Here is a 26018-nt window from a genome sequence, read left to right on the forward strand (position 1 = left end):
ACGAAAGAGCCCTGGGAGGAGCGACTTCATGAGACGGATGTGGCCCGAAGAGTTCAATGCCATCATTGCCGATGCCGAAGAAGTGATGCTGGAATCGTCCGCCGAGCCTGGCGCCGGTGAGCCGCTGCATCGGAAAGCGCTGAAGGCGCGAATCGCCATGGAAGATTACGAGCGAATCTGGCCGCTCGCCGAGATGCGTTTCCGGTTGGGTGAGGGACCGTTCGTCGGCAAGGCCATCACGCTCATCACCACTAATCCCCATTACCATCCCTGGCATCCAAAGGATGGCGGCAGCGTCGAATCCGTCTCCGACAGCGGCCGCCACTACAGGACCGATTACCTCGTGGTCCATTTCCTGCTCGACGACGTAAGGGAAACCTCACCCGCCTGAGGGGCTTCCCCGGTGTCGCCAAACGGCGACGCCGGGGATGCTGACGCCGAGTTGATCCTTCACCCTGATGACAATGGCGGCGCTATCGCTAAGCTCCCCGAACGATCCTTGCCAATTGGAGGTTCCCATGACGGGCAATGTGCTGGATATTCCGGTCAAGACGGTGGATGGTCGACAGACCACGCTGAACGAATACAAGGGCAGGGTGCTTCTGATCGTCAATGTCGCCTCGAAGTGCGGGCTCACGCCGCAATATGAGGGGCTTGAAAGACTCTATGGCGAAAAGCGCGAGCGCGGCTTCGTCATCGCCGCTTTCCCCGCCAACGACTTCAAGGGCCAGGAACCCGGCACCGACGCCGAGATCCTCGATTTCTGCACCACCACCTACGACGTCACTTTCCCGATTTTTTCTAAGATTTCGGTCAAGGGCGAGGCCCAGCACCCGCTCTACCGGCAGCTGACCAAATCGGGCGTGAAGACGACGGGCGAGGGTCCGATGCGCGAACGCCTGAAATCCCACGGCATATCAGGCGGCGACGAGGATGACATCCTCTGGAATTTCGAAAAATTCCTGATCGGCCGCGGCGGCCAAATCGCCGCCCGCTTCGCGCCCGATGTGACGGCAGACGATTCGCGGCTGGTTTCGGCGGTGGATCAAGAGCTGGCGAAGGGATGATTTGCTAGGAGCCGAGCAGGATCTTCAGATCCCGAGCACGGTCACAAGCGGGGGCGTAAAGTCCTTGAAACCCAGTCTCGGCTGGTCGCACCTTCTGTCAAACTTCGTCTTCGGTACGTGGCGTTGGCAGTTCGGATTCGTTTTGAACGCGTATCCGGGCAGGCTGACATATGTGGCGCTTGGCGCGCCAAGGGCGATCGCGATGCACAGCGTCAATGCGGAGCATAGAGTTCTCATGGCACCCCCCGGCGCCGTTAAGCCTTCAACTGCGGAGACTTCCGGGCGACGAATAGTCTCACTTTTGCCCGCCCCCATCCATTCGCCCAATAGGAGGTGGCGTGCCGGCGGGGGATAGTCCGTTTTGGTGGAGCACTGGCTTTCAAGGAGCGGCGCATTTAAAGCTGCCGGGCGCCTCGGCTGGATAGGCTGTGCAACTGGAATTGCAAATATGGTGACGAATCAATGCGGGCGTCTGTCTGCGAAGCCTCGGCATTATCCAGCTGTTTGGCACTTTGTAAAAAATGGTGGGCGATGAGAGACTCGAACTCCCGACATCCTCGGTGTAAACGAGGCGCTCTACCAACTGAGCTAATCGCCCATCGCTGGCGAAGCCGGATCGGCCTGCTGCGTTGGTGGCCGTGATCTATGCGGATCGCGGCAAAACCGCAAGAGTGTTTGTGAAGAATTTTTGATTTTTTTGGCGGTCGTCTGCTGGTCTGCGCTGCCGATCGGGCGCGGTCGCCTGTGGATAAAGGGGAGGGGAAGGCGGCGGACTTACGCATTTTGCCTGCGCCGTCGGCTCCGATCGTGCCTCGCTACGGCTGCGGAGGTTGGAATTGCCGGCTTTCCGTTCTTCCTGCAGCGGCTTTGCCGAAACAATTCAACGACTGTCATGGTTTTGTCTCCAAACCTGCTTGACACTAAAAGGCGAACCCCGTAGTTAGCCGCTCATCGAGACGGGCAGCCGTTTTGGTGAGGGTGCGAAGGCATCCGGATTGCTTGAAATGAAGTGCGGGTGTAGCTCAGTCGGTTAGAGTGCCGGCCTGTCACGCCGGAGGTCGCGGGTTCGAGCCCCGTCACTCGCGCCATTTCAAAGCAGGCGTTCAGACGCCGCGGTCCGGCTCTTTCGTCCACTATGCGCGGGTGTAGCTCAGTCGGTTAGAGTGCCGGCCTGTCACGCCGGAGGTCGCGGGTTCGAGCCCCGTCACTCGCGCCATTCTCTTCCGAAAGCCATGCAGTTTCCAAGGGTCAGGCATGCAGCTTGAATCGACTTCTGCGGATTTGTCGCGACATCGTTGCATCTGCTTGATAATGTCCGCGCGCGACGCGTCGAATTGCCTCTGTAAAAGTCTTGCGCCGCGGCGTCGGCTGCGCTAACCACGGCTTGTTGCAACGCACGTTCGCTTGTCGGGCAATTGCCCAAATGCGCCGCCTGGCGCCTCCGGCAAGCAAGGATGAACATGATGACTGAACTGCTCAGTTCCTATATTCCGATCGCTATCTTCATCGCCATCGCGCTCGTTATCGGCCTGGCGCTGCTCATTGCGCCGTTCGCCGTGGCTTTCAAAGCGCCCGATTCGGAAAAGCTCTCGGCTTACGAATGCGGCTTCAACGCTTTCGACGATGCCCGCATGAAGTTCGACATCCGCTTCTATCTCGTGTCGATCCTCTTCATCATCTTCGACCTCGAGGTCGCCTTCCTCTTCCCATGGGCCGTTTCCTTCGGCGCCATCGGCTGGTTCGGCTTCTGGTCCATGATGGTCTTCCTCCTCGTGCTGACCATCGGCTTTATCTATGAATGGAAAAAGGGAGCCCTGGAATGGGAGTGACCCCTGTGAGCAATCAGCCGCTCGTCGCCCAGCAGCCGAAGGGGATCATCGATCCCTCGACCGGTAAGCCGATCGGCAGCAATGACGCATTCTTCGGCGAGATCAACAACGAGCTCGCCGACAAGGGTTTCCTCGTCACCTCGACCGACGAGCTGATCAATTGGGCTCGCACCGGCTCGCTGATGTGGATGACCTTCGGCCTTGCCTGCTGCGCTGTCGAAATGATGCAGCTGTCGATGCCGCGTTACGACGTCGAGCGTTTCGGTTTTGCGCCGCGCGCCTCACCGCGCCAGTCCGACGTGATGATCGTCGCCGGCACGCTGACCAACAAGATGGCGCCCGCTCTGCGCAAGGTCTACGACCAGATGCCAGAGCCGCGCTACGTCATCTCGATGGGCTCCTGCGCCAATGGCGGTGGCTACTATCACTATTCCTATTCCGTGGTGCGCGGCTGCGACCGCGTCGTGCCGATCGACATCTACGTGCCGGGCTGTCCCCCCACGGCGGAAGCGCTGCTCTATGGCGTGCTTCTGCTGCAGAAGAAGATCCGACGCACCGGCACGATCGAACGCTAAGGGTTAAGGACAAGGCATATGAGTGAAGCCCTGACTGAGCTTGCGTCCTACCTTGGCGAAGCGCGCGGCAACCTGATCGCCGCATCGCAGCTGAAGTATGGCGAGCTGACGCTGACGGCGACAGGTGAAAACCTGATCCCGCTTTTGACCTTCCTGCGTGACGACGCCAAATGCGGTTTCGTCAACCTGATCGATATTTGCGGTGTCGACTGGCCGCAGCGCGAGCTGCGCTTCGATGTCGTCTATCACCTGCTGTCGCCGAAGAAGAATCTGCGCATCCGCGTCAAGGTCGCAACCGACGAAGATACGCCCGTTCCGTCGGCTTGCGGCCTTTATCCCGGCGCCGACTGGTTCGAGCGCGAGACCTGGGATATGTACGGCGTGCTCTTCACCGGCCATCCTGATCTGCGCCGCATCCTGACCGATTACGGTTTCGAAGGTCACCCGCTGCGCAAGGACTTCCCGACCACTGGTTTCGTCGAAGTCCGCTACGACGATGCGGCCAAGCGTGTCGTTTACGAGCCGGTAGAACTGAAGCAGGAATTCCGCAACTTTGACTTTATGTCGCCCTGGGAGGGAACTGAATATGTTCTCCCTGGCGATGAAAAAGCGAAGCAATAAATTCAAGGCGGCTGGTGGGCTTGTGCCTGCCACTCACTGGTTATCTGAGAACGCGAGCCCATCGCCATGACCGAACATAACGTCCGCAACTTCAACATCAATTTCGGACCGCAGCATCCGGCGGCGCACGGCGTTCTTCGTCTTGTCCTGGAGCTTGACGGCGAAATTGTGGAGCGGGTTGATCCGCATATCGGACTGCTGCATCGCGGCACCGAGAAGCTGATCGAGACCAAGACCTATCTGCAGGCGGTGCCCTATTTCGATCGGCTCGATTATGTCGCGCCGATGAACCAGGAGCATGCCTATGCGCTGGCCGTCGAAAAGCTGCTCGGCATCGAGATCCCGATCCGCGGCCAGCTGATCCGCGTGCTCTATTCGGAGATCGGTCGCATCCTCTCGCATCTCTTGAACGTCACGACGCAGGCGATGGACGTCGGCGCGCTGACGCCGCCGCTCTGGGGCTTTGAAGAGCGTGAAAAGCTGATGGTGTTCTATGAACGCGCCAGCGGTTCGCGCATGCATGCCGCTTATTTCCGCCCGGGCGGCGTCCACCAGGATCTGCCGGAAAAGCTCGTGCAGGACATCGGCGACTGGTGCGATCCCTTCCTGAAGGCGCTCGATGATATCGACGACCTGCTCACCGGCAACCGCATCTTCAAGCAACGCAACGTCGATATCGGCATCGTCTCGTTGCAAGATTGCTGGGCCTGGGGCTTCTCCGGCGTCATGGTGCGCGGTTCGGGCGCTGCCTGGGACCTGCGTCGCGCCCAACCTTACGAATGTTATTCCGATCTCGAATTCGACATCCCGATCGGCAAGAACGGCGACAATTACGATCGCTACCTGATCCGCATGATCGAGATGCGCCAGTCGGTCCGCATCATGAAGCAGTGCGTCAATCGCCTGCTCTCGGATGCCAAGACCGGTCCGTTCTCGTCGATCGACGGCAAGGTCGTGCCGCCGAAGCGCGGCGAGATGAAGCGCTCGATGGAGGCGCTGATCCACCATTTCAAGCTCTACACCGAAGGCTACCACGTGCCGGCCGGCGAGGTTTACGCCGCCGTCGAGGCGCCGAAGGGCGAGTTCGGCGTCTATCTCGTCTCCGACGGCTCGAACAAGCCGTATCGCTGCAAGATCCGCGCTCCGGGTTACGCCCATCTGCAGGCGATGGACTTTATGTGCCGCGGCCACCAGCTTGCCGACGTCGCTGCCGTCCTTGGCTCGCTCGATATCGTCTTCGGCGAGGTGGACCGCTGATGCAGCTTCTGCCGCTGGCCGTCGCAATTCTTTTTGCGGCATCCGGGGTTTCGGCCCAGGAGGCCGACACCCTCGGCACGCCGCTGGGTCATAAGGAAGTGACGCCGCCGGGGCAGCAATCGTCCATGGGCGAGCTTTTGTCCAAGGGCTATCAGATCAAGGCCGCCGTTCCGAACGGCGGAAAATTCGTCGTATTTATGCAGAAAGACCAGTCGGCCTATGCCTGCGAAATGCAGTCTTTGACCGCTTCGCGGTGTGGAACCCTAAACTGACAAGGCGTGAGGAAGAATGTCCGTTCGTCGATTAGCCGAAGATCAATTTCAGCCTGCCGCATTCGCTTTCAGCGATGAAAATGCGGTTTGGGCGGACAAGACGATCCAGAAATACCCCGCCGGCCGCCAGCAATCGGCGGTCATTCCGCTGCTGATGCGAGCGCAGGAACAGGACGGCTGGGTCACGCGCGCGGCGATCGAAAAGATCGCCGACATGCTTGACATGGCCTATATCAGAGTGCTCGAGGTCGCGACCTTCTATACGCAGTTCCAGCTGCATCCCGTCGGCACGCGGGCCCATGTCCAGGTCTGCGGCACCACGCCCTGCATGCTGCGCGGTTCGGAAGCGCTGATGTCGGTCTGCAAGAGCAAGATCCACGCGCACCCCTTCGAGCGCAATGCCGAAGGCACGCTCTCCTGGGAAGAGGTCGAGTGTCTTGGCGCCTGCGTCAACGCCCCGATGGTGATGATCGGCAAGGACACCTATGAGGATCTGACGCCCGAACGTCTCGAAGAGATCATCGACACCTTTGCCACCGGCAATGGCGCGAGCATCAAGCCGGGCACCCAGGTCGACCGGATATTCTCAGCACCTGAAGGCGGCCTGACCTCGCTGACGACGGAAGAGCCGAAGGCAAGGACACGCGCCAAGAAGACCGATGCCGAAAGCGTGTCGGCGCCGGCCGACGGCGCGCCGATCCCGCCCTCCGAGGCCGGCCGCCCGAAGAGCACCGATGCCGAGACCAATGCGATCTTGAAGACGCCGGCAACGGCGCCGAAGGCGGCAGCGAAAAACGCCAAGGCAGCCGAGCAGCAGCCGGTTTCCGGCACCGCGCCTGCCGAGCCGGCGCCGGCCGCGAAGGCCGAAACCGCCCCGGCGGCCAAGCCAAGTCTGACCGACAAGAACCGCCCGGCCGGCATCGAAAAGCCCGCCGCTCCGGATGACCTGAAGATGATCTCCGGCGTCGGTCCGAAGATCGAGGCGACATTGAACGAAATCGGCATCTTCACCTTCTCGCAGGTGGCAGGCTGGAAGAAGGCCGAGCGCGAATGGGTCGATGGCTACCTGAATTTCCGCGGCCGCATCGAGCGTGACGACTGGGTCAAGCAGGCCAAGGCGCTCGCCAAGGGCGGCGAAGCGGAATATATCAAGGTCTTCGGCAAGAAGCCGCGGTAAGAGGTGAAGCATGTTACAAGATAAAGACCGCATCTTTACCAACATCTACGGCCTCAAGGACAAGTCCCTGAAGGGCGCGATGAGCCGCGGCCACTGGGACGGCACCAAGCAGATCCTCGAAAAAGGCCGCGACTGGATCATCAACGAGATGAAGGCCTCTGGCCTTCGCGGCCGCGGCGGAGCCGGCTTCCCCACGGGTCTCAAATGGTCCTTCATGCCGAAGGAAAGCGACGGCCGTCCGCATTACCTCGTCGTCAATGCCGACGAATCGGAGCCCGGCACCTGCAAGGACCGCGACATCATGCGCCACGATCCGCACACGCTGATCGAAGGCTGCGTCGTCGCAAGCTTCGCCATGGGCGCCAATACCGCTTATATCTATGTGCGCGGCGAATATATCCGCGAGCGCGAAGCGCTGCAGGCCGCGATCGACGAATGTTATGACTACGGCCTACTCGGAAAGAACAACAAGCTCGGCTGGGACATGGACATCTTCGTCCATCACGGCGCCGGCGCCTATATCTGCGGCGAAGAGACCGCGCTGCTTGAAAGCCTCGAAGGCAAGAAGGGCCAGCCGCGCCTGAAGCCGCCATTCCCGGCCAATATGGGTCTCTACGGCTGCCCGACGACGGTTAACAACGTCGAATCGATTGCTGTGGCGCCGACGATCCTGCGCCGCGGCGCCGGCTGGTTCTCGTCCATCGGCCGCCCGAACAATGTCGGCACCAAGCTGTTCATGCTCTCCGGCCATGTCAACAAGCCGTGCACGGTCGAAGAGGAAATGGGCATTACCTTCCGCGAATTGGTGGACCGCCATGCCGGCGGCATCCGCGGCGGCTGGGACAATCTGCTCGCAGTCATTCCGGGCGGCGCATCCTGCCCGATCGTTCCGGCCAAGGATATCATCGACTGCCCGATGGATTTCGACGGCCTACGCGGCGTCGGCTCTTCCTTCGGCACGGCCGCCGCGATCGTCATGGACAAGTCCACCGACGTCATCAAGGCGATCGCCCGCATCTCCGCCTTCTTCAAGCATGAGAGCTGCGGCCAGTGCACGCCCTGCCGCGAAGGCACCGGCTGGATGTGGCGGGTGATGGAACGCATGGCCAAGGGCAATGCCCAGAAGCGCGAAATCGACATGCTGTTTCAGGTGACGAAGCAGATCGAAGGCCACACCATCTGTGCGCTCGGCGACGCCGCCGCATGGCCGGTGCAGGGTCTGATCCGTAACTTCCGCCCCGAGATCGAAAAGCGCATCGACCAGTATACCGCAAGCGCGCTCGACCACGGCGCGGTTCTGGAGGCGGCTGAATAATCATGACGGACAAGGCATCGAAAAGTGGGAAGAAGGAAGAGACAGCCGATATCGCGGCCGGCTTCGGCCGTCTTGCCGCCGAGATGCTGGAAAACGCACAGGCGTTGCCTGTGCATCCGCTGATGGCGCATCCCGCCGCAGCCTTTGCCGCCGCAACCGCGATCGGCTTCGGTTTCTCGACACAGATGGCGGGCGCCATTTTCGGGGCCTTCCAGAGCGCGCTGGAAACGACCGGCAAGCTCGCGGCCGCCCTCGACGATACGCCGCCGGACGAACCGGTGCCCGATGTCGACATCCGGCCGGAAAATATCCGTCCGGCCGTCAAGGTTTTCACCAAGCCCGCGGCCGACAAACCCGAGCTCGAGAAGAAGGCAGGGCCGAGACTGACCGTGGTTAAACCGGCGAGCGCGCCCATCCCGGCAAGCGAACCGCAGCCGGCCAGCAAGGCAAAGTCGGTCGCGAAGGCAAAGCCGGTTGCGCGGACTGCAAAGGCCGACGATCTCAAGCTGATCGCCGGCATCGGCCCGAAGCTGGAGCAGGTGCTGAATGCCAGGGGCGTTCGCAGCTTTGCTGAGATTGCCGCCTGGACCGACGAGGACATCGCCCGGCTCGACGCCGATCTTGGCTTCAACGGCCGCATCGCCCGCGACGACTGGATCGGCCAGGCGAAGGTTCTCGCCGGGCGGGGCCGCAGAAGGAAATGAACTGTCCGGCCGTGCAAACCGGCCGGAGATAGGGCGGATCGGCGCAGGGGCGGGAGCCTCACGCTGCAGATGCCGGTGCGGGTTCCGCGTCTGGAACGCGCGACAGAAAATTTGGGCGACATCGGCTGCCGGCAGGACGAAAGATCCGGCTCGGCAAAGAGAATGTTGCAAAAACAGGTTTGTTTGCCGTCATCAGGCAAACGGAAAACAGGACTGAGCGACGATGGCAAAACTGAAGATTGACGGCAACGAGATCGAAGTTCCGGATCATTTCACGCTATTGCAGGCGTGCGAGGATGCCGGGGCCGAAGTTCCGCGCTTCTGCTTCCATGAGCGCCTGTCGGTTGCCGGCAATTGCCGCATGTGCCTTGTTGAAGTGAAGGGCGGCCCGCCGAAGCCGCAGGCTTCCTGCGCCATGAGCGTTCGCGACATCCGCGGCGGCCCGAACGGCGAACTGCCCGAGGTCTTCACCAACACGCCGATGGTCAAGAAGGCCCGCGAAGGCGTGATGGAATTCCTGCTGATCAACCATCCGCTCGATTGCCCGATCTGCGACCAGGGTGGCGAATGCGACCTGCAGGACCAGGCGATGGCCTTCGGCATCGACACCTCGCGTTATCAGGAAGACAAACGCGCCGTCGAGGACAAGTATATCGGCCCGCTTGTCAAGACGGTGATGAACCGCTGCATCCATTGCACGCGTTGCGTCCGCTTCACCACCGAAGTCGCCGGCATCTCCGAACTCGGTCTGATCGGCCGCGGTGAGGATGCCGAGATCACCACCTATCTCGAACAGGCGATGACCTCCGAACTGCAGGGTAACGTCGTCGACCTTTGCCCGGTTGGCGCGCTCACCTCCAAGCCCTTCGCCTTCACCGCGCGCCCCTGGGAGCTGAACAAGACTGAATCGATCGACGTCATGGATGCCGTCGGTTCGGCGATCCGAGTCGACACCCGCGGCCGTGAGGTCATGCGCATCCTGCCGCGCGTCAATGAGGCGATCAACGAAGAGTGGATTTCCGACAAGAGCCGCTTCATCTGGGACGGGCTGAAGACCCAGCGCCTCGACCGGCCTTATGTCCGCCGCGACGGCCGTCTGCAGCCGGCGAGCTGGGCCGAGGCCTTCGGCGCTATTAAGGCCGCCGTCGGCGCCACCTCGGGCGACAAGATCGGCGCGATCGCCGGCGATCTCGCTTCCGTCGAGGAAATGTATGCGCTCTCCGAACTGGTGAAGTCGCTCGGATCGGCCAATCTCGACTGTCGCCAGGATGGGGCGGCACTCGACCCGTCGCTCGGCCGCGCAAGCTACATCTTCAACCCGACCATCGCAGGCATCGATCAAGCCGACGCGCTGCTGATCATCGGCGCCAATCCGCGCTTTGAGGCGGCTATCCTCAATGCCCGCATCCGCAAGCGCTGGCGCCGTGGCAAGTTCCCGATCGGCGTCATCGGCGAGCCCGGCGAACTGCGCTACAGCTATGACTATCTCGGTGGCGGTCCCGACACGCTGAAGGATCTGGTCGACGGCACTCACGCCTTCGCTGATGTCCTGAAGAACGCCGCCAAGCCGATGATCATCATTGGCCAGGGCGCGCTGTCTCGCAGCGACAGCGCTGGCGTTCTCGCCAGTGCCGCCAAGCTCGCCGGTTCGGTCGGCGCAGTTGTCGAAGGCTGGAACGGCTTCGCCGTTCTTCACACCGCCGCCTCGCGTGTCGGCGGCCTCGATCTCGGCTTCGTGCCGGGCGCTGCGGGCGTCAATGCCGCTGAAATGCTGCAGTCGATGGACGTGCTCTTCCTGCTCGGCGCCGACGAACTCGACTTCACTGTCAAAAAGGCCGGCCTGACTGTCTATATCGGCTCGCACGGCGACAACGGTGCCCACCATGCCGACGTCATCCTGCCGGCCGCCGCCTATACCGAAAAGTCCGGCACCTGGGTCAACACCGAAGGCCGCGTCCAGATGGGCAACCGAGCAGGCTTTGCGCCGGGCGATGCCCGTGAGGACTGGGCGATCATCCGTGCCCTGTCCGATGTGCTCGGCAAGAAGCTTCCCTTCGATTCTCTGAGTGAGTTGCGTGGCCGGCTCTATGCCGCTTTCCCGCATTTCGCCGCCATCGACGAGATCGCCGAAACCGATAGCGCCCAAATTGCCGCAGTCGCGAAAAAAGCCGGCAAGATGAACAAGTCAGGGTTTGCGTCGCCGGTCAAAGACTTCTATTTGACGAACCCGATAGCGCGCGCCTCGGCTGTCATGGCCGAGTGCTCGGCATTGGCCCGCAACAACTTCAAAGTCGCGGCAGAGTAAGGGCAGGAACTCATGGATTCTTTCTTCTCAACCTATGTCTGGCCGGGGATCATCATGATCGGTCAGTCGCTGCTGCTTCTCGTCTGCCTGCTCGTCTTCATCGCTTACGTGCTGCTTGCCGACCGCAAGATCTGGGCGGCGGTGCAGCTGCGCCGCGGTCCGAACGTCGTCGGCCCCTTCGGCCTGTTCCAGTCATTCGCAGACCTTCTGAAGTTCGTCTTCAAGGAGCCGATCATTCCGGCCGGCGCCAACAAGGCGGTGTTTCTGCTCGCTCCGCTGGTGACGGTGCTTCTGGCGCTGTCGACCTGGGCGGTGGTGCCGCTCGCCGACGGCTGGGTGATCGCCAACATCAATGTCGGTATCCTCTATATCTTTGCGATCTCCTCGCTCGAAGTCTATGGCATCATCATGGGCGGTTGGGCGTCGAACTCGAAGTATCCGTTCCTCGGCGCGCTGCGCTCGGCCGCGCAGATGGTGTCCTATGAAGTCTCGATCGGCTTCGTCATCGTCACCGTTCTGCTCTGCGTCGGATCGCTCAACCTGACCGACATCGTCAATGCGCAGCACAATGGCCTCGGCACCATGCTCGGCCTGCCGGCCTCGTTCCTCGACTGGCATTGGCTGTCGCTGTTCCCGATGTTCATCGTCTTCTTCATTTCGGCGCTCGCCGAGACGAACCGTCCGCCGTTCGACCTTCCGGAAGCCGAATCGGAACTCGTCGCCGGCTTCATGGTCGAATACGGTTCCTCGCCATACATGATGTTCATGCTCGGCGAATATGCGGCCGTCTGCCTGATGTGCTCGCTGACGACGATCCTCTTCCTCGGCGGCTGGCTGCCTCCGGTCGATATCTGGATCCTCAACTGGGTTCCCGGCATCATCTGGTTCATGCTGAAGGCCTGCTTCGTGTTCTTCATGTTCGCGATGGTCAAAGCCTTCGTCCCGCGCTACCGCTACGACCAGCTCATGCGCCTCGGCTGGAAGGTCTTCCTGCCGCTGTCGCTCGCCATGGTCATCATCGTTGCATTCGTGCTGAAACTGATGGGATGGGCGTAATGATCCCAGCTCTCGTTTGCGGCAAAATTGGAGGTTGAAGATGGCAAGCTTGTCCAGCTCCATCAACTCGCTGTTCCTCAAGGAATTCTTCGGCGCGTTCTTTCTGTCGATGCGCTATTTCTTCCGCCAGAAGGCGACCATCAACTACCCCTTCGAAAAGGGTCCGGTCTCCCCGCGCTTCCGCGGCGAGCATGCACTGCGCCGTTATCCGAACGGCGAGGAACGCTGCATCGCCTGCAAGCTCTGCGAGGCGATCTGTCCTGCCCAGGCGATCACCATCGAGGCCGGTCCGCGCCGCAACGACGGCACACGCCGCACCGTGCGCTACGACATCGATATGGTGAAGTGCATCTATTGCGGCTTCTGCCAGGAAGCCTGCCCGGTCGACGCGATCGTCGAGGGTCCGAATTTCGAATTCGCCACGGAAACCCGCGAAGAGCTCTATTTCGACAAGGCGCGCCTTCTCGATAATGGAGACCGGTGGGAGCGTGAAATCGCCCGCAACATCGCGATCGACTCGCCGTACCGCTGATTGAGATCTGAAATGCCGCGATGGAGCTGCTCGCTCCTGTCGCGGTCAATATGCACAGGAGCTTTGCCGGCGAGTGCCGCGAAGCTCCATCGGGCAGGGAAAACTCCCGGCTGCCCGGGGGAAGATGAAAAAGGCACCAACATGGGTCTGCAGGCTCTATTTTTCTACCTTTTCGCCTTTGTCGCAGTGGCGTCGGCGTTCATGGTCATCTGGGCGAAGAACCCGGTTCACTCGGTTCTGTTCCTGATCCTGGTGTTCTTCAACGCGGCCGGCCTGTTCCTGCTGCTTGGCGCCGAGTTCCTGGCGATGATCCTGCTCGTCGTCTATGTCGGCGCCGTCGCCGTCCTCTTCCTCTTCGTGGTGATGATGCTCGATATCGACTTCACCGAATTGAGGGCAGGCGTGCTCGAATATGCGCCGATCGGCGGATTGATCGGGATCATCCTGGCGGCCGAGTTGATCGTCGTCATCGGCGGCAGCGTCATCTCGCCCGAGATCGCCAAATCAGTCGCCATGCCGATCCCGGCGCTCAGCGAGCGCACCAATACGGCCGCTCTCGGCGACGTGCTTTACACCAACTACGTCTATTTCTTCCAGATTGCCGGCCTGGTGCTGCTGGTCGCCATGATCGGTGCGATCGTGCTGACGCTCCGGCACCGCACCAATATCAAGCGGCAGAATATTTCCAGGCAGGTTGCCCGCACGCCCGCCACCGCCGTCGAGGTGGTGTCGGTCAAGCCGGGGCAGGGCGTCTAAAGGCAGGTCAAGGAACAAAGAACATGGTCATCGGACTTTCCCACTACCTGACGGTCAGCGCCATCCTCTTCACGCTCGGCGTCTTCGGTATCTTCCTGAACCGGAAGAACGTCATCGTCATCCTGATGTCGGTCGAATTGATTCTGCTTGCCGTTAACATCAACATGGTCGCCTTCTCTCACTTCCTGAACGACATTGTCGGTCAGGTCTTCGCGCTGTTCATTCTGACGGTCGCGGCTGCCGAAGCGGCGATCGGTCTTGCAATTCTCGTTGTCTTCTACCGCAACCGCGGCTCGATCGCGGTCGAAGACGTCAATATGATGAAGGGCTGAGTGGCTCATGTTCCTCTATAAGGCTATTGTCTTTCTTCCCTTGATCGGCGCGATCGTCGCCGGCCTTTTCGGCCGCGCCATTGGCGCCAAGGCTTCGGAATATGTTACCAGCGGCTTGATGATCATCGCCGGCATCCTCTCCTGGATCGTCTTCTTCAACGTCGGCATGGGCCATCTTGAAGGCGGGCCGATCAAGGTCGAGGTGCTGCGCTGGATCCAGTCCGGCGGCATTGATGTCTCCTGGTCGCTGCGCGTGGATACGCTCACCTCAGTCATGCTGATCGTGGTCAACACGGTCTCGACGCTGGTGCATATCTATTCGATCGGCTACATGCATACCGATCCGCATCGCCCGCGCTTCTTTGCCTATCTCTCGCTCTTCACCTTCGCCATGCTGATGCTGGTGACGGCCGACAACCTTGCCCAAATGTTCTTCGGCTGGGAAGGCGTCGGTCTCGCCTCCTATCTGCTGATCGGCTTCTGGTTCAAGAAGCCGTCGGCGACGGCCGCGGCGATGAAGGCTTTCATCGTCAACCGCGTCGGCGACTTCGGTTTCGTGCTCGGCATAGCCGGCGTCTTCGTGCTGTTCGGCTCGATCAACCTCGATACGATCTTCGCCAATGCATCGAATTTCGCCCCGCATGAAGGCGGCGGCGAGGCGAGCGAAGTGATCCTCAACCTGTTCGGCATGCAGCTCGACAAGGCGCATGCGCTGACCGGCATCTGCCTGTTGCTGTTCATGGGCGCGATGGGCAAGTCGGCCCAGTTCCTGCTGCACACCTGGCTGCCGGACGCCATGGAAGGCCCGACCCCGGTCTCGGCTCTCATCCATGCCGCCACCATGGTCACCGCCGGCGTCTTCCTCGTCGCCCGCATGTCGCCGCTCTTCGAACTATCGCCGGACGCCCTGACCGTCGTTACCGTGATCGGCGCGATCACCGCCTTCTTCGCGGCAACCGTCGGCCTGGTCCAGAACGACATCAAGCGCGTCATCGCCTATTCCACCTGCTCGCAGCTCGGCTACATGTTCGTGGCGCTGGGGGTAGGGGCCTATGGCGCAGCGATCTTCCATCTCTTCACGCACGCCTTCTTCAAGGCGCTGCTCTTCCTCTGCGCCGGCTCGGTCATCCATGCCGTCGATGGCGAGCAGGATATGCGCTACATGGGCGGGCTTTGGCCGCATATTAAAGTTACAGGCGGCCTGATGATCATCGGCACGCTGGCGATTACCGGTGTCGGCATTCCCTTCACGCCGATCGGCTTTGCCGGCTTTTTCTCCAAGGACGTGATCATCGAAGCGACCTATGCTTCACATTCACCGGTCGCCGGCTTTGCCTTCTCCTTGCTCGTCATCGCCGCTCTGTTCACCAGCTTCTACTCCTGGCGCCTGATCTTCATGACCTTCTTCGGCAAGCCGCGCGCTTCGCATGAAGTCATGCACCACGTCCACGAGTCCCCCCAGGTCATGCTGGTGCCGCTTTATCTCTTGGCGATCGGCGCGGTGCTGGCCGGCGTGATCTTCGAAGGCAGGTTCTACGGCGAGGAATACGCCGAGTTCTGGAAGGGCGCGCTCTTTACCGGCGCCGAAAACGAACTCGTCGAAGAATTCCACCACGTGCCGGCGCTCGTAGGCTTGAGCCCCTTCATCGCCATGGTGCTCGGCTTCGTCATCGCCTGGTACATGTATATCCGCTCGCCGCAGACGCCGCGCGTCCTCGCCAAGCAGCACCGGGTGCTCTACCATTTCCTGCTCAACAAGTGGTATTTCGACGAACTCTACGACTTCCTGTTCGTCCGCACGGCAAGGGCGCTTGGCCGCTTCCTGTGGAAGAAGGGTGACGTCGGCGTCATCGATACCTACGGCCCGAACGGTGTAGCCGCCCGCGTCGTCGCCGTCACCGATCGCGTGGTCCGCCTGCAGACCGGTTACCTCTATCACTATGCCTTCGCCATGCTGCTCGGCATTGCGGCGCTCGTTACCTGGATGATGCTCGGGAGTTCCTTCTGATGACCGATTGGCCTATTCTTTCAACGGTCACCTTCCTGCCGCTCGCCGGCGTGGTGCTCCTGCTCTTGATGAATGGCGACAGCGAAAGCGGCCGGAGGAACGTGCTGGCGATTTCGCTGTTCACCACCGTCTTCACCTTCATCGTTTCGCTCGTCATCTGGATCGGCTTCGACAATGCCAATCCCGGCTTCCAGATGGTCGAAAAGCATGACTGGCTCGGCACCGGCATCGGCTATCATGTCGGCGTCGACGGCATCTCCATGCTGTTCGTCATCCTGACGACCTTCCTCATGCCCTTCTGCGTACTGGCAAGCTGGCTCTCGATCGAGAAGCGCCTGAAGGAATACATGATCGCCTTCCTCATCCTCGAAACGATGATGGTCGGCGTTTTCGTTTCGCTCGATATCGTGCTCTTCTACGTCTTCTTCGAGGCAGGCCTCATCCCGATGTTCCTGATCATCGGCGTCTGGGGCGGAAGAGATCGTGTCTATGCGAGCTACAAGTTCTTCCTCTATACGCTGCTCGGCTCGGTGCTGATGCTGCTCGCCATTATGGCGATGTACTGGCAGGCCGGCACGACCGACATCACTGCTTTGCTCGCCTACAAGTTCCCGCCGGCGCTGCAGACCTGGCTCTGGCTTGCCTTCTTTGCCTCCTTCGCGGTGAAGATGCCGATGTGGCCGGTTCATACCTGGCTTCCGGATGCGCACGTTCAGGCGCCGACCGCAGGCTCGGTGATCCTGGCCGGCGTGCTCCTGAAGCTCGGCGGCTACGGTCTCATCCGCTTCTCGCTCGGCATGTTCCCGGTAGCGTCTGATTATTTCGCGCCGCTCGTCTTCGCCATGTCGGTCATCGCCATCATCTACACCTCGCTGGTGGCAATGATGCAGGATGACATGAAGAAGCTGATCGCCTATTCCTCCGTGGCGCATATGGGCTACGTGACCATGGGAATCTTCGCCGCCAACATGCAGGGTGTTCAGGGGTCGATCTTCCAGATGCTGTCGCACGGCATCGTCTCCGGCGCGCTCTTCCTCTGCGTCGGCGTCGTCTATGACCGTACCCATACCCGCGAGATCAACGCCTATGGCGGCCTCGTCAACAACATGCCGAAATACGCCGTGGCAATGATGGTCTTCACCATGGCCAATGTCGGGCTTCCCGGCACGTCTGGCTTCATCGGCGAATTCCTGACGCTGATCGGCGTCTTCCGGGTCAACACTTGGGTCGCGCTCTTTGCCGCCACCGGCGTCATCCTTTCGGCCGCCTACGCGCTCTGGCTCTATCGCCGGGTGATCTTCGGCGCGCTGGAGAAGGAAAAGCTGAAGGCGCTGCTCGATCTTTCCAGACGCGAACAACTGATCCTCTATCCGCTGGTCGCGCTGACCATCTTCTTCGGCGTTTATCCGGCTCCGGTCTTCGATGCGACGGCCGCCTCGGTGGATCTGCTGGTCAACAACTACACGGCCGCCGTGCACGCAGCGCAGAACGTTGCGCTGTCTATGAAATGATGACGGGACTTATCGGACATGACCGCTGAAACAATTCTCCTCAGTCTGCATCTTTCCGCGCCGGAGCTCATCCTCGCGGTCGGCGCCCTGGTCCTGTTGATGGTCGGCGTCTTCTCAGGCGAGCGGTCGGGCCTTGTCGTCACCGGCCTTGCCATCGTCCTGCTGCTCGCATCCGGCCTGTGGCTGCTCTTCGTGCCGGCGGAAGGCCTCGCCTTCGGCGGCGTCTACATGGCCGACGGCTTCTCGCGCTTCATGAAGCTGGTGGCGCTCATCGGTTCGCTGGTTGCGCTGTTCATGACGATGGGGCATGCCCGCGAAAATCAGCTCGATAAGTTCGAGTTCCCGGTTCTGCTGGTGCTTGCGACCCTCGGCATCCTGCTGATGATTTCGGCCAACGACCTGATCTCGCTCTATCTCGCACTGGAACTGCAGTCGCTGGCGCTCTACGTCGTCGCCGCGATCAATCGCGACAGCCTGAAGTCGACCGAAGCCGGCCTCAAATATTTCGTGCTCGGCGCGCTGTCCTCCGGCATGCTGCTCTACGGCATGTCGCTGGTCTACGGCTTCACCGGCCACACTCACTTCGCCGAAATCGCCCAGGCGCTTTCGGTTGAAGGTGCACGCTCGCTCGGCCTCATCTTCGGCCTGGTCTTCATCCTCGCCGGCATCGCCTTCAAAATCTCGGCCGTTCCGTTCCACATGTGGACGCCGGACGTTTATGAAGGCGCGCCGACGCCGGTCACCGCCTTCCTTGCCGCAGCCCCTAAGGTTGCCGCTATGGCGATGATGACACGCATGGTCATCACCGCCTTCCAGCCGGTCCTGGCCGACTGGCAGCAGGTCGTCGTCTTCATCTCAATCGCCTCGATGCTGCTCGGCTCCTTTGCTGCGATCGGCCAGAAGAACATCAAGCGACTGATGGCCTATTCCTCGATCGGCCATATGGGTTATGCCCTGGTCGGCCTTGCCGCCGGCAACCAGACCGGTGTTTCCGGCGTCATGCTTTATATGGTCATTTACATGATCATGACGCTCGGCACTTTCGCGATCATCATGTCGATGCGCCGCAAGGACGGCACCGTTGTCGAAGACGTCAACGATCTCGCCGGTCTTTCTGCGACCAATCCGTTCATGGCCGTGGTGCTGACGGCGCTGATGTTCTCGCTCGCCGGTATTCCGCCGCTCGCCGGTTTCTTCGCCAAGTATTTCGTCTTCGTTGCCGCGATCGAAGCCAAGCTCTATGCGCTTGCCATCATCGGCGTTCTCGCCTCGGTCGTCGGCGCCTATTATTATCTGCGCGTCATCAAGCTGATGTGGTTCGATGAAGCGGCCGGCGAATTCGCCCGTGTCTCCAGCGCCCTGCGCCTGGTCTTCGGTCTCTCCGGTCTCTTCGTCACCGCCTATGTGCTGATCGGCGGCCCGATCGGTGGCGCGGCAGAGCTTGCCGCCGCGACGCTCTTCTGATGGTTTCCGACAGACGGCGCCGGATATCGCTCGGCGATTTCAGGCACGAGGCGCTGTCGGAAACATCATCCACCAACAGCGAATGCCTCGCCCGGGCGCGGGCGGGCGATCCCGGAAATCTCTGGGTGACGGCCGAGAGGCAGACCGGCGGCCGCGGCCGCCGCGGCCGTCTCTGGGTGTCCGAACGCGGCAATCTCTACGCGTCTCTTCTATTGATCGACCCGGCGCCGATTGAGCGCCTCGGCTCGCTGCCGCTGGCAGTTGCCGTCGCCGTGCACCAGGCGATCCGCCAGGTGCTGCCCGCGGGCGCCGAACCGCTTGAGGTCAAATGGCCGAACGATATTCTCATCGGCCGGAAAAAGACCTGCGGCATCCTCGTCGAGGGCGAGCAGCTGCCGGACGGCCGTTACGCGTTGATCGTCGGCATCGGCATCAATGTCTCGGTCATGCCGGACAATCCGCTCTACCCCGTCACCTGTCTGCGTCAGCATGCAAGCGCGGCTTCGCCGGAGGAACTCTTCGCTCATCTCTTCGCGGCGATGGCGGAACTGCTGGAAATATGGGATCAGGGCCGCGGCATTGCCGAGATCACCGCGCGCTGGCGCGCCATTGCCTGCGGCGTCGGTGAAAAGATCACGGTCAATTTACCGGACCGGTCGATTTCCGGACAATTCGCCGGGATTGATGATAATGGCTTGTTGATGCTCGATACCGGCGCTGGCAGGATCATGTCCATTGCCGCCGGTGATGTGTTTTTTGGATAGCGGATAAAACGAAAATCATGGCGAAACAGGACGAGTTGGTATTCCTGCCTCTGGGCGGCGTTGGCGAGATCGGGATGAATCTCGCTCTCTATGGCTACGGCCCGCCCGAGCATCGCCAGTGGATCATGGTCGATTGCGGCGTCACCTTTCCCGGTCCCGACCTGCCGGGCGTCGATCTCGTGCTGCCCGATATCCGCTTCCTCGCCAATGAGCGCAAGAACCTCAAGGCGATCATCATCACCCATGCCCATGAAGACCATTACGGCGCACTCGCCGACCTCTGGCCGGGCCTCAACGTTCCGGTTTTCGCCTCCGCCTTTACATCGGGCTTGCTTGAAGCCAAACGCAATTTCGAGAAGGCAACGATCGGCGAAGTGCCGGTGACGCCGTTCAAGGCAGGCGATACGATCAATGTCGGCCCCTTCAGCATCGAAGGCGTGGCCGTCAACCATTCGATCCCCGAGCCGATGTCGCTGATGATCCGCACGCCGGCTGGCAACGTCATCCATACCGGTGACTGGAAAATCGATCACGAGCCTTCGCTCGGGCCTCTGACCGATGAGACTCGATTCCGCCAGCTTGGCGACGAGGGCGTGCTGGCGCTGATGTGCGATTCCACCAACGCCCTGCGCGACGGTGTTTCGCCCTCCGAAAAGGATGTGTCGGAAAGCCTGCGCAAGATTATCGAGGATGCCGAGGGCCGGGTAGCGATCACCACCTTCTCGTCGAATGTCGGGCGTATTCGCACCGTCGCCGAGGCTGCCGAGGCGGCCGGCCGCGAAGTGCTGCTGCTCGGCAGTTCGCTGAAGCGTGTCGTCGATGTCGCTAGCGATATCGGCCTGATGGAAGGGGTCAAACCTTTCATTTCCGAGGAGGAATACGGCTATATCCCGCGCGACAAGGTCGTCGTCATCCTGACCGGCAGCCAGGGTGAGGCGCGGGCCGCCCTTGCCAAGCTCTCCCGTGACGAGATGCGCAACGTGGCCTTTGCGGCAGGCGATATCGTGGTCTTTTCCTCGCGTGCCATTCCCGGTAACGAAAAGGCGATTCAGGATATCAAGAACGGCCTCGTCGAGCAGGGCGTGCATATCATCACCGATACCGAGGCGCTCGTCCACGTCTCCGGCCATCCGCGCCGCAACGAGTTGCAGAGGATGTATGAGTGGACCCGGCCGAAAATCGTCGTGCCCGTGCATGGCGAGGCGACGCATCTGACGGCGCATAAAGAGCTGGCAGAGCAATCCGGCATCGCGATCGTCCCGCGGGTGCGCAACGGCGATATCCTGCGGCTGGCGCCAGGTCCGGTCGAGGTGATCGGCGAAGCGCCGCATGGCCGTATCTACAAGGACGGCCTGCTGATCGGCGATTTCGACGAAATGGGTATCGGCGAGCGCAAGAAGCTCTCCTATGTCGGCCATGTTGCGGTCAACGTCGTGCTCGACGCGCGTTATGACATTCTCGGCGATCCCGATCTCGTCTCAATCGGCCTACCGGTTTATGATGACGAAGGCGAGGAGATGGAAGATACGCTCTACGATGCGGCGATCAGCGCCATCGAAAGCATTCCGCGCGCCCGCCGCAAGGATATCGACATGCTACAGGAGGCCGTGCGCCGTGCCATCCGCGCAGCCGCAAATCACGCCTGGGGCAAAAAGCCCGTTGTCACCGCCTTCGTCACCAAGGTCTGACCATGCTCGGCCGGGTAAACCATATCGCCATCGCCGTCCCTGATCTCGCAGCGGCGACGGCCGCCTACCGCGACACGCTGGGGGCCGCCGTATCGCAGCCGCAGTCTCTGCCGGAACACGGGGTCACCGTCGTCTTCGTCGAATTGCCGAACACCAAGGTCGAATTGCTGCAGCCGCTCGGGCAGGACTCGCCGATCGCGATCTTCCTCGAAAAGAACCCGTCCGGCGGCATGCATCATATCTGTTACGAGGTGGAGGATATCATCCTCGCCCGTGACCGACTGATCGTCGCCGGCGCGCGGGTGCTGGGTGACGGCCAGCCGAAGACCGGCGCGCATGGCAAGCCGGTGCTCTTTCTGCACCCCAAGGATTTCTTCGGTACGCTGATCGAACTCGAACAGGCCTAAATCAAATATAATCGGACGCGTTTTTCGCTGCGGCAGAGTGACCCGAAGACGGCGAAATGTTTCCTTCGCTTTGAGTTGGACCCTATTCCGCCGTATAAGTACGCCAGTTCCATGCGACACAGCGCTTCGCGCGTTCTGTCGGCAAGACACGACCGGGAAAGATAATGCTCCAGACCTTCCTTCAGGGATTCGCCGTCTACTTCATCATATGGTGGATGACGCTGTTCGCCGTTCTGCCGATCGGCCTGCGCACTCAGGCGGAAGACGACAATATCGTGCTCGGAACCGTGCCAAGCGCGCCCACCCGCTTTCGCGCAGCCTTCGTCTTTTCGCTGACGACGCTGATCTCGGCGCTGATCTATGGCATCTGGTATGTCTGCGACACCTATTTCGGCTGGGGCTTTGACGCCCTTCCACAACTCGGGCCTAGCTTCTATTGAGATAGCTTTTGCTCAAACTTTGAGCAGATGTAAAATTCAGGGAAAATTCGTTTCGTCATATTGGTGTCTTGCTGTTGCGGCAAGGAGCTCGCCTAACGGAATGAGAGGGTTCCCTTACGGAAGCCGTCTGGAGCTTGAATGGGAGGAGAGGGCGAAAAGCCAAAAAAAAACAAGGCTGGAAGCCTTGTTTTAAGTATCGCGTGATCTGTAACCGTTGCCGGGGCTGCGACGAGCGCGCCTAAGATCTGATCCTCCCAAGACTTGACCGCGAATTCGACAAGAATTTAGCTTCCTGCCTGTTTTGTGAGCTAAAACTAGCTCAAACATTGGGCTTTGTCATTAGCTTTTTTTGCATTTTTGCTACACACCAGCAAAATTTTTCTGTTGACAAGATTTTCGTTCAAGTCCTTATAAACACGCGCTTTTTTACGCCCTTTCATTTTGCGGGTGCGAACATGCGTGTCCGGGAGGCGGCCGACGGCAGTTGCGGGTTTCCTTCCCGCCGCGAAGCGGCTATGAACGCTCCCACATTCATAATGTATCTTCGATTCCGCTTGCCGGCGGGATCTCAACTGCTCCGGAATCGCCATGCGTCTGTCTCGCTACTTCATGCCCATTCTTAAGGAAAACCCCAAGGAGGCGGAAATCGTCTCCCACCGGTTGATGCTGCGCGCCGGCATGATCCGCCAGCAGTCTCAGGGCATCTATTCCTGGTTGCCGCTCGGCAAGCGTGTGCTCGACAAGGTCAACGCCATTATCCGCGAGGAGCAGAACCGCGCCGGCGCCATCGAGCTTTCGATGCCGACCCTGCAGTCGGCCGAGCTCTGGCAGGAAAGCGGCCGTTATGATGCTTACGGCAAGGAGATGCTGCGCATCAAGGATCGCCAGGACCGGCCGATGCTGTATGGACCCACCAACGAGGAGATGGTGACGGATATTTTCCGTTCTGCGGTCAAGTCCTATAAGGACATGCCGCTCAATCTCTATCATATCCAACTGAAGTTCCGCGACGAGATCCGGCCGCGCTTCGGCACCATGCGCTCGCGCGAATTCATGATGAAGGACGCTTACTCCTTCGATCTGACGCGCGAAGGGGCGGAGCATTCCTATAATAAGATGTTCGCCGCCTATCTCAGAACGTTCGACCGGCTCGGTCTCCGGGCCATCCCGATGCGCGCCGATACCGGCCCGATCGGCGGCAATCTCAGCCATGAATTCATCATCCTCGCCGATACCGGTGAATCCGAGGTCTTCTGCCATAAGGATTTCGTCGGTTTCGATATTCCCGGCGAAAACACCGATTTCGACAGCGTCGAGGGCCTGAAGGCGATCTTCGACAAATGGACCTCGCTCTATGCGGCGACCTCGGAAATGCACGACGAGGCGGCCTTCAACGCCGTGCCCGAGGGCGACCGCCTTTCGGCCCGCGGCATCGAGGTCGGCCACATCTTCTATTTCGGCACGAAATACTCCGAGCCGATGGGCGCGAAGGTGCAGGGACCTGACGGCAAGGAACACTTCGTTCACATGGGTTCCTACGGTATCGGCCCGACACGCCTTGTTCCCGCCATCATCGAAGCCTCGCATGACGACAACGGAATCATCTGGCCGGCATCGGTCGCACCCTTCGATGTCGTCGTCATCAACATGAAGGTGGGCGATGAGGCCTGCGACGATACGTGTGAGCTGATCTACGCCGCTCTGAAAAAGGCCGGCAAGGATGCGCTCTATGACGATACCGACGACCGGGCCGGCACGAAATTCGCGACGGCCGACCTGATCGGCGTACCTGTCCAGATCATCGCCGGCCCGCGTGCGGTCGCGAACGGCGAGGTCGAAGTGAAGGACCGCAAGACCGGCGCCCGCGAAACGATGACCATCGAAGCGGCGATCAACAGGTTCGTGGCTTAAGGAAACGGAGGCGAAATGGCGGAGGCAGCAGTGGACCGGAGTTCAAAATCCGGCTTGGGTCCGGCTGGCAAGCCATTTTCCACCTTTGAGCGTCTCGTGGCGTGGCGTTATCTGCGCGCCCGCCGCAAGGAGGCCTTCATCTCGGTGATCGCCGGCTTCTCCTTCGTCGGCATCATGCTCGGCGTCGCGACGCTGATCATCGTCATGGCCGTCATGAACGGCTTCCGCACCGAGCTCGTCTCGCGCATCCTCGGCATCAACGGCCACATGATCGTGCAGCCGGTCGACGGCCCCTTTACCGATTATCCCGACCTGACCGCCAAACTCGCCGCGGTGCCGGGCGTCAAGATGGCGCTGCCCTTGGTCGAAGGCCAGGTGCTCGCTTCGGCCCAGGCTGGGGGTAGCACCGGTGCTTTGGTGCGCGGCGCCCGCGCCGAAGACCTCACCAAGCTCAAAACGATCTCTAATAACATCAAGTCCGGCGACATGGTGGGCTTTGCCTCCGGTGAAGGCGTGCTGATCGGCACCCGCATGGCCGACCAGCTGGGTCTGCGCGTCGGCGACCTCATCACCCTGACCTCGCCGGAAGGCGACATCACACCGATGGGCGTCAATCCGCGAGTCAAATCCTACAAGATCTCCGGTCTGTTCGAGATCGGCATGTCGGAATACGACTCGTCGATCATCTTCATGCCGCTCGAGGAAGCGCAGCTCTACTTCAATGCGGCCGGGCTGGTGCAGTCGATCGAGCTCTTCGTCGATCATCCCGATGATATCGACGCGCTGAGGCCGAAGGTGGAAGAGGCGGCCGGCCGCCAGATCAATCTCACCGACTGGCGTCAGCGCAACCAGACCTTCTTCTCCGCGCTCCAGGTAGAGCGCAACGTCATGTTCATGATCCTGACGCTGATCGTGCTCGTGGCGGCGCTCAACATCATCTCCGGCCTCATCATGCTGGTGAAGGACAAGGGCAGCGATATCGCGATCCTGCGCACCATGGGCGCCAGCGCCGGGGCGATCATGCGCATCTTCTTCATGACCGGGGCGGCGATCGGCATCGTCGGCACGCTTGCCGGTGTGCTGCTCGGCGTTCTCGTCTGCGTCAACATCGAATCCATCCGCCAGTTCTTCTCCTGGATCTCCGGCACCGTGATTTTCAATCCCCAGGTCTATTTCCTCAGCCAGCTGCCGGCCGAGATGGATATCAGCGAAACGATCTCGGTGGTCGTCATGGCGCTCAGCCTCTCCTTCATCGCCACCATCTTCCCGGCATGGCGCGCCTCCAGGCTCGATCCGGTGCAGGCCCTGCGCTACGAATAAGGAATGCCGCATTCATGAATCGCAACGTCGTCCTCAAGCTTACCGGCGTCGAGCGCCATTACGGGCAGGGTGATACGCTGCTCACGATCTTGAAGGGAGCGGATTTTTCGCTGGCGAAAGGCGAGATCGTCGCCCTTGTCGCCCCCTCCGGCACCGGCAAGTCGACGCTGCTGCATGTCGCCGGCCTGCTCGAGCATCCCGACGGCGGCGAGGTTACCATCAACGGCCATGCCTGCGACGGCCTTTCCGATGAGAAGCGCACGGCGATCCGCCGCCGCGAGATCGGCTTCGTCTATCAATTCCACCATCTCCTGCCGGAATTTTCGGCGCTTGAGAACATCATGATGCCGCAGCTGATCGCCGGGCTGTCCTGGAAGGAAGCCCAGGAGCGGGCCGGGCAGCTCCTCGACTATATGCGCATCGGCCATCGCGGTTCGCATCGCCCGGCCGAGCTTTCCGGGGGCGAACAGCAGCGCGTTGCGATCGCCCGCGCCGTCGCCAATGCGCCGACGCTGCTTCTTGCCGACGAACCGACCGGCAATCTGGATCCGGAAACGGCAAGCTACGTCTTCGACGCGCTGGAGGCGCTGGTGCGCCAATCCGGCCTTGCGGCCCTCATCGCCACCCACAATCACGAACTCGCCGGCCGCATGGATCGGCGCGTCACGATCTCCGATGGCAAGGTCGTAGAGTTTTAGTCTAAGGTG

At 60.9% G+C, this 26018-nt stretch carries 27 protein-coding genes and 3 tRNA genes; 27 read left to right on the top strand and 3 right to left on the bottom strand.

The features are described 5' to 3' along the window. The first annotated feature begins 28 nt into the window (after nucleotides 1-28). Together AMK00_RS08065 and AMK00_RS08070 are read left to right on the top strand one after the other, a co-directional pair. The gene (locus AMK00_RS08065; RefSeq protein ID WP_064810111.1) at nucleotides 29-391 is read left to right on the top strand and encodes a hypothetical protein; all 363 of its coding nucleotides are present in this window, start codon (nucleotides 29-31) and stop codon (nucleotides 389-391) included. A gap of 127 nt (nucleotides 392-518) precedes the next feature. Next, complete coding sequence (locus AMK00_RS08070) at nucleotides 519-1067, top strand: glutathione peroxidase (RefSeq protein ID WP_064810112.1); 549 nt, start codon at nucleotides 519-521, stop codon at nucleotides 1065-1067. 24 nt (nucleotides 1068-1091) lie between these two features. On the opposite strand, the gene AMK00_RS33560 is transcribed toward AMK00_RS08070, so the two are convergent. Further along, nucleotides 1092-1304 carry a hypothetical protein gene (locus tag AMK00_RS33560; protein WP_064811676.1) on the bottom strand — a complete coding sequence of 71 codons (213 nt, stop codon included), beginning with the start codon at nucleotides 1302-1304 and terminating at the stop codon, nucleotides 1092-1094. A 285-nt stretch (nucleotides 1305-1589) separates the two neighbouring features. Continuing rightward, a tRNA-Val gene (locus AMK00_RS08080) sits at nucleotides 1590-1665 on the bottom strand. 413 nt (nucleotides 1666-2078) lie between these two features. Here AMK00_RS08080 and AMK00_RS08085 point away from each other — a divergent pair. The 22 genes from AMK00_RS08085 to AMK00_RS08190 all read left to right on the top strand — a co-directional run bounded on the left by AMK00_RS08085 (nucleotide 2079) and on the right by AMK00_RS08190 (nucleotide 22080). Further along, nucleotides 2079-2155: transfer RNA gene (locus AMK00_RS08085), tRNA-Asp, on the top strand. Between the two features lie 51 nt (nucleotides 2156-2206). After that, nucleotides 2207-2283: transfer RNA gene (locus AMK00_RS08090), tRNA-Asp, on the top strand. Between the two features lie 247 nt (nucleotides 2284-2530). Further along, nucleotides 2531-2896: an NADH-quinone oxidoreductase subunit A gene (locus tag AMK00_RS08095; RefSeq protein WP_010055493.1), complete on the top strand. Its 366-nt coding sequence runs from the start codon at nucleotides 2531-2533 to the stop codon at nucleotides 2894-2896. Continuing rightward, the gene (locus AMK00_RS08100; RefSeq protein ID WP_008521904.1) at nucleotides 2887-3471 is read left to right on the top strand and encodes a NuoB/complex I 20 kDa subunit family protein; all 585 of its coding nucleotides are present in this window, start codon (nucleotides 2887-2889) and stop codon (nucleotides 3469-3471) included. Before AMK00_RS08095 ends, AMK00_RS08100 begins: the two co-directional genes overlap by 10 nt. 18 nt (nucleotides 3472-3489) lie before the next feature. Beyond that, nucleotides 3490-4092 carry an NADH-quinone oxidoreductase subunit C gene (locus tag AMK00_RS08105; protein ID WP_012483430.1) on the top strand — a complete coding sequence of 201 codons (603 nt, stop codon included), beginning with the start codon at nucleotides 3490-3492 and terminating at the stop codon, nucleotides 4090-4092. Between the two features lie 66 nt (nucleotides 4093-4158). Further along, nucleotides 4159-5349, top strand: coding sequence for an NADH-quinone oxidoreductase subunit D (locus AMK00_RS08110; protein WP_064810113.1), 1191 nt, complete (start codon nucleotides 4159-4161; stop codon nucleotides 5347-5349). After that, nucleotides 5349-5621, top strand: a complete 273-nt coding sequence (locus tag AMK00_RS08115; protein WP_064810114.1) for a hypothetical protein — start codon at nucleotides 5349-5351, stop codon at nucleotides 5619-5621. The genes AMK00_RS08110 and AMK00_RS08115 overlap by 1 nt, the downstream gene beginning before the upstream one ends. A 16-nt stretch (nucleotides 5622-5637) precedes the next feature. Continuing rightward, nucleotides 5638-6798, top strand: coding sequence for an NADH-quinone oxidoreductase subunit E (locus AMK00_RS08120; RefSeq protein ID WP_064810115.1), 1161 nt, complete (start codon nucleotides 5638-5640; stop codon nucleotides 6796-6798). 10 nt (nucleotides 6799-6808) lie between these two features. Continuing rightward, entirely contained in the window at nucleotides 6809-8113 is a 1305-nt protein-coding gene (gene nuoF / locus AMK00_RS08125; protein ID WP_064801825.1) for an NADH-quinone oxidoreductase subunit NuoF, read from the top strand. A 2-nt stretch (nucleotides 8114-8115) separates the two neighbouring features. After that, a complete protein-coding gene (locus AMK00_RS08130) occupies nucleotides 8116-8817 on the top strand; it encodes a hypothetical protein (protein ID WP_064810116.1) in 702 nt (233 codons plus the stop codon). A 223-nt stretch (nucleotides 8818-9040) separates the two neighbouring features. Then, on the top strand, nucleotides 9041-11122 hold the full coding sequence (gene nuoG / locus AMK00_RS08135) for an NADH-quinone oxidoreductase subunit NuoG (RefSeq protein ID WP_064801828.1): 2082 nt from the start codon (nucleotides 9041-9043) through the stop codon (nucleotides 11120-11122). A gap of 12 nt (nucleotides 11123-11134) precedes the next feature. Beyond that, on the top strand, nucleotides 11135-12178 hold the full coding sequence (nuoH, locus tag AMK00_RS08140) for an NADH-quinone oxidoreductase subunit NuoH (RefSeq protein ID WP_064801830.1): 1044 nt from the start codon (nucleotides 11135-11137) through the stop codon (nucleotides 12176-12178). Between the two features lie 40 nt (nucleotides 12179-12218). Next, nucleotides 12219-12710 carry an NADH-quinone oxidoreductase subunit NuoI gene (gene nuoI / locus AMK00_RS08145; RefSeq protein WP_004680064.1) on the top strand — a complete coding sequence of 164 codons (492 nt, stop codon included), beginning with the start codon at nucleotides 12219-12221 and terminating at the stop codon, nucleotides 12708-12710. A gap of 141 nt (nucleotides 12711-12851) precedes the next feature. After that, a complete protein-coding gene (locus tag AMK00_RS08150; protein ID WP_064801832.1) occupies nucleotides 12852-13466 on the top strand; it encodes an NADH-quinone oxidoreductase subunit J in 615 nt (204 codons plus the stop codon). Between the two features lie 23 nt (nucleotides 13467-13489). Then, on the top strand, nucleotides 13490-13798 hold the full coding sequence (nuoK, locus tag AMK00_RS08155; RefSeq protein WP_010066755.1) for an NADH-quinone oxidoreductase subunit NuoK: 309 nt from the start codon (nucleotides 13490-13492) through the stop codon (nucleotides 13796-13798). A gap of 7 nt (nucleotides 13799-13805) precedes the next feature. Continuing rightward, nucleotides 13806-15806, top strand: a complete 2001-nt coding sequence (nuoL, locus tag AMK00_RS08160) for an NADH-quinone oxidoreductase subunit L (protein WP_064810117.1) — start codon at nucleotides 13806-13808, stop codon at nucleotides 15804-15806. After that, nucleotides 15806-17317 carry an NADH-quinone oxidoreductase subunit M gene (locus AMK00_RS08165; protein WP_064801835.1) on the top strand — a complete coding sequence of 504 codons (1512 nt, stop codon included), beginning with the start codon at nucleotides 15806-15808 and terminating at the stop codon, nucleotides 17315-17317. Before nuoL ends, AMK00_RS08165 begins: the two co-directional genes overlap by 1 nt. An 18-nt stretch (nucleotides 17318-17335) precedes the next feature. Then, complete coding sequence (gene nuoN / locus AMK00_RS08170; protein WP_064801837.1) at nucleotides 17336-18781, top strand: NADH-quinone oxidoreductase subunit NuoN; 1446 nt, start codon at nucleotides 17336-17338, stop codon at nucleotides 18779-18781. Then, nucleotides 18781-19545: a biotin--[acetyl-CoA-carboxylase] ligase gene (locus AMK00_RS08175; protein WP_064801839.1), complete on the top strand. Its 765-nt coding sequence runs from the start codon at nucleotides 18781-18783 to the stop codon at nucleotides 19543-19545. The genes nuoN and AMK00_RS08175 overlap by 1 nt, the downstream gene beginning before the upstream one ends. A gap of 17 nt (nucleotides 19546-19562) precedes the next feature. Beyond that, nucleotides 19563-21233, top strand: a complete 1671-nt coding sequence (locus AMK00_RS08180; protein ID WP_064801841.1) for a ribonuclease J — start codon at nucleotides 19563-19565, stop codon at nucleotides 21231-21233. Nucleotides 21234-21235: 2 nt separating this feature from the next. After that, nucleotides 21236-21640 carry a methylmalonyl-CoA epimerase gene (gene mce, locus AMK00_RS08185; protein WP_064810118.1) on the top strand — a complete coding sequence of 135 codons (405 nt, stop codon included), beginning with the start codon at nucleotides 21236-21238 and terminating at the stop codon, nucleotides 21638-21640. A 164-nt stretch (nucleotides 21641-21804) separates the two neighbouring features. Then, entirely contained in the window at nucleotides 21805-22080 is a 276-nt protein-coding gene (locus tag AMK00_RS08190) for a DUF1467 family protein (RefSeq protein ID WP_064801844.1), read from the top strand. Between the two features lie 314 nt (nucleotides 22081-22394). Here AMK00_RS08190 and AMK00_RS32480 read toward each other — a convergent pair whose 3' ends face one another. Then, nucleotides 22395-22670, bottom strand: coding sequence for a hypothetical protein (locus tag AMK00_RS32480; RefSeq protein WP_167377188.1), 276 nt, complete (start codon nucleotides 22668-22670; stop codon nucleotides 22395-22397). Here AMK00_RS32480 and proS point away from each other — a divergent pair. Genes proS through AMK00_RS08205 form a run of 3 tightly spaced genes read left to right on the top strand, consistent with a single transcriptional unit; the run spans nucleotide 22669 to nucleotide 26009 of the window. After that, nucleotides 22669-23991 carry a proline--tRNA ligase gene (proS, locus tag AMK00_RS08195; protein ID WP_064801846.1) on the top strand — a complete coding sequence of 441 codons (1323 nt, stop codon included), beginning with the start codon at nucleotides 22669-22671 and terminating at the stop codon, nucleotides 23989-23991. The two genes, AMK00_RS32480 and proS, sit on opposite strands and share 2 nt — an antisense overlap. A gap of 15 nt (nucleotides 23992-24006) precedes the next feature. After that, nucleotides 24007-25311: a lipoprotein-releasing ABC transporter permease subunit gene (locus AMK00_RS08200; protein ID WP_064801848.1), complete on the top strand. Its 1305-nt coding sequence runs from the start codon at nucleotides 24007-24009 to the stop codon at nucleotides 25309-25311. Nucleotides 25312-25325: 14 nt separating this feature from the next. Further along, nucleotides 25326-26009, top strand: coding sequence for an ABC transporter ATP-binding protein (locus tag AMK00_RS08205; protein ID WP_011424942.1), 684 nt, complete (start codon nucleotides 25326-25328; stop codon nucleotides 26007-26009). Nucleotides 26010-26018: the final 9 nt, after the last annotated feature.

Origin of the sequence: Rhizobium sp. N621 (assembly GCF_001664325.1) — a bacterium.
GTDB classification, from domain to species: Bacteria; Pseudomonadota; Alphaproteobacteria; order Rhizobiales; family Rhizobiaceae; genus Rhizobium; species Rhizobium esperanzae.

Excerpts from the sequence above, each read along its gene's own strand:
- AMK00_RS08150 (WP_064801832.1), top strand. The coding sequence starts at position 12,852 with ATGGGTCTGCAGGCTCTATTTTTCTACCTTTTCGCCTTTGTCGCAGTG.
- AMK00_RS08105 (WP_012483430.1), top strand. The coding sequence starts at position 3,490 with ATGAGTGAAGCCCTGACTGAGCTTGCGTCCTACCTTGGCGAAGCGCGC.
- AMK00_RS08165 (WP_064801835.1), top strand. The coding sequence starts at position 15,806 with ATGACCGATTGGCCTATTCTTTCAACGGTCACCTTCCTGCCGCTCGCC.
- AMK00_RS08190 (WP_064801844.1), top strand. The coding sequence starts at position 21,805 with ATGCTCCAGACCTTCCTTCAGGGATTCGCCGTCTACTTCATCATATGG.
- nuoK (WP_010066755.1), top strand. The coding sequence starts at position 13,490 with ATGGTCATCGGACTTTCCCACTACCTGACGGTCAGCGCCATCCTCTTC.
- AMK00_RS08205 (WP_011424942.1), top strand. The coding sequence starts at position 25,326 with ATGAATCGCAACGTCGTCCTCAAGCTTACCGGCGTCGAGCGCCATTAC.
- AMK00_RS08100 (WP_008521904.1), top strand. The coding sequence starts at position 2,887 with ATGGGAGTGACCCCTGTGAGCAATCAGCCGCTCGTCGCCCAGCAGCCG.
- AMK00_RS08095 (WP_010055493.1), top strand. The coding sequence starts at position 2,531 with ATGACTGAACTGCTCAGTTCCTATATTCCGATCGCTATCTTCATCGCC.
- nuoL (WP_064810117.1), top strand. The coding sequence starts at position 13,806 with ATGTTCCTCTATAAGGCTATTGTCTTTCTTCCCTTGATCGGCGCGATC.
- AMK00_RS08180 (WP_064801841.1), top strand. The coding sequence starts at position 19,563 with ATGGCGAAACAGGACGAGTTGGTATTCCTGCCTCTGGGCGGCGTTGGC.
- nuoF (WP_064801825.1), top strand. The coding sequence starts at position 6,809 with ATGTTACAAGATAAAGACCGCATCTTTACCAACATCTACGGCCTCAAG.
- AMK00_RS08115 (WP_064810114.1), top strand. The coding sequence starts at position 5,349 with ATGCAGCTTCTGCCGCTGGCCGTCGCAATTCTTTTTGCGGCATCCGGG.
- AMK00_RS08065 (WP_064810111.1), top strand. The coding sequence starts at position 29 with ATGAGACGGATGTGGCCCGAAGAGTTCAATGCCATCATTGCCGATGCC.
- AMK00_RS08110 (WP_064810113.1), top strand. The coding sequence starts at position 4,159 with ATGACCGAACATAACGTCCGCAACTTCAACATCAATTTCGGACCGCAG.
- nuoI (WP_004680064.1), top strand. The coding sequence starts at position 12,219 with ATGGCAAGCTTGTCCAGCTCCATCAACTCGCTGTTCCTCAAGGAATTC.
- AMK00_RS08200 (WP_064801848.1), top strand. The coding sequence starts at position 24,007 with ATGGCGGAGGCAGCAGTGGACCGGAGTTCAAAATCCGGCTTGGGTCCG.
- AMK00_RS32480 (WP_167377188.1), bottom strand. The coding sequence starts at position 22,670 with ATGGCGATTCCGGAGCAGTTGAGATCCCGCCGGCAAGCGGAATCGAAG.
- AMK00_RS08130 (WP_064810116.1), top strand. The coding sequence starts at position 8,116 with ATGACGGACAAGGCATCGAAAAGTGGGAAGAAGGAAGAGACAGCCGAT.
- AMK00_RS08175 (WP_064801839.1), top strand. The coding sequence starts at position 18,781 with ATGGTTTCCGACAGACGGCGCCGGATATCGCTCGGCGATTTCAGGCAC.
- nuoN (WP_064801837.1), top strand. The coding sequence starts at position 17,336 with ATGACCGCTGAAACAATTCTCCTCAGTCTGCATCTTTCCGCGCCGGAG.
- AMK00_RS08120 (WP_064810115.1), top strand. The coding sequence starts at position 5,638 with ATGTCCGTTCGTCGATTAGCCGAAGATCAATTTCAGCCTGCCGCATTC.
- nuoH (WP_064801830.1), top strand. The coding sequence starts at position 11,135 with ATGGATTCTTTCTTCTCAACCTATGTCTGGCCGGGGATCATCATGATC.
- AMK00_RS08070 (WP_064810112.1), top strand. The coding sequence starts at position 519 with ATGACGGGCAATGTGCTGGATATTCCGGTCAAGACGGTGGATGGTCGA.
- mce (WP_064810118.1), top strand. The coding sequence starts at position 21,236 with ATGCTCGGCCGGGTAAACCATATCGCCATCGCCGTCCCTGATCTCGCA.
- AMK00_RS33560 (WP_064811676.1), bottom strand. The coding sequence starts at position 1,304 with ATGAGAACTCTATGCTCCGCATTGACGCTGTGCATCGCGATCGCCCTT.
- proS (WP_064801846.1), top strand. The coding sequence starts at position 22,669 with ATGCGTCTGTCTCGCTACTTCATGCCCATTCTTAAGGAAAACCCCAAG.
- nuoG (WP_064801828.1), top strand. The coding sequence starts at position 9,041 with ATGGCAAAACTGAAGATTGACGGCAACGAGATCGAAGTTCCGGATCAT.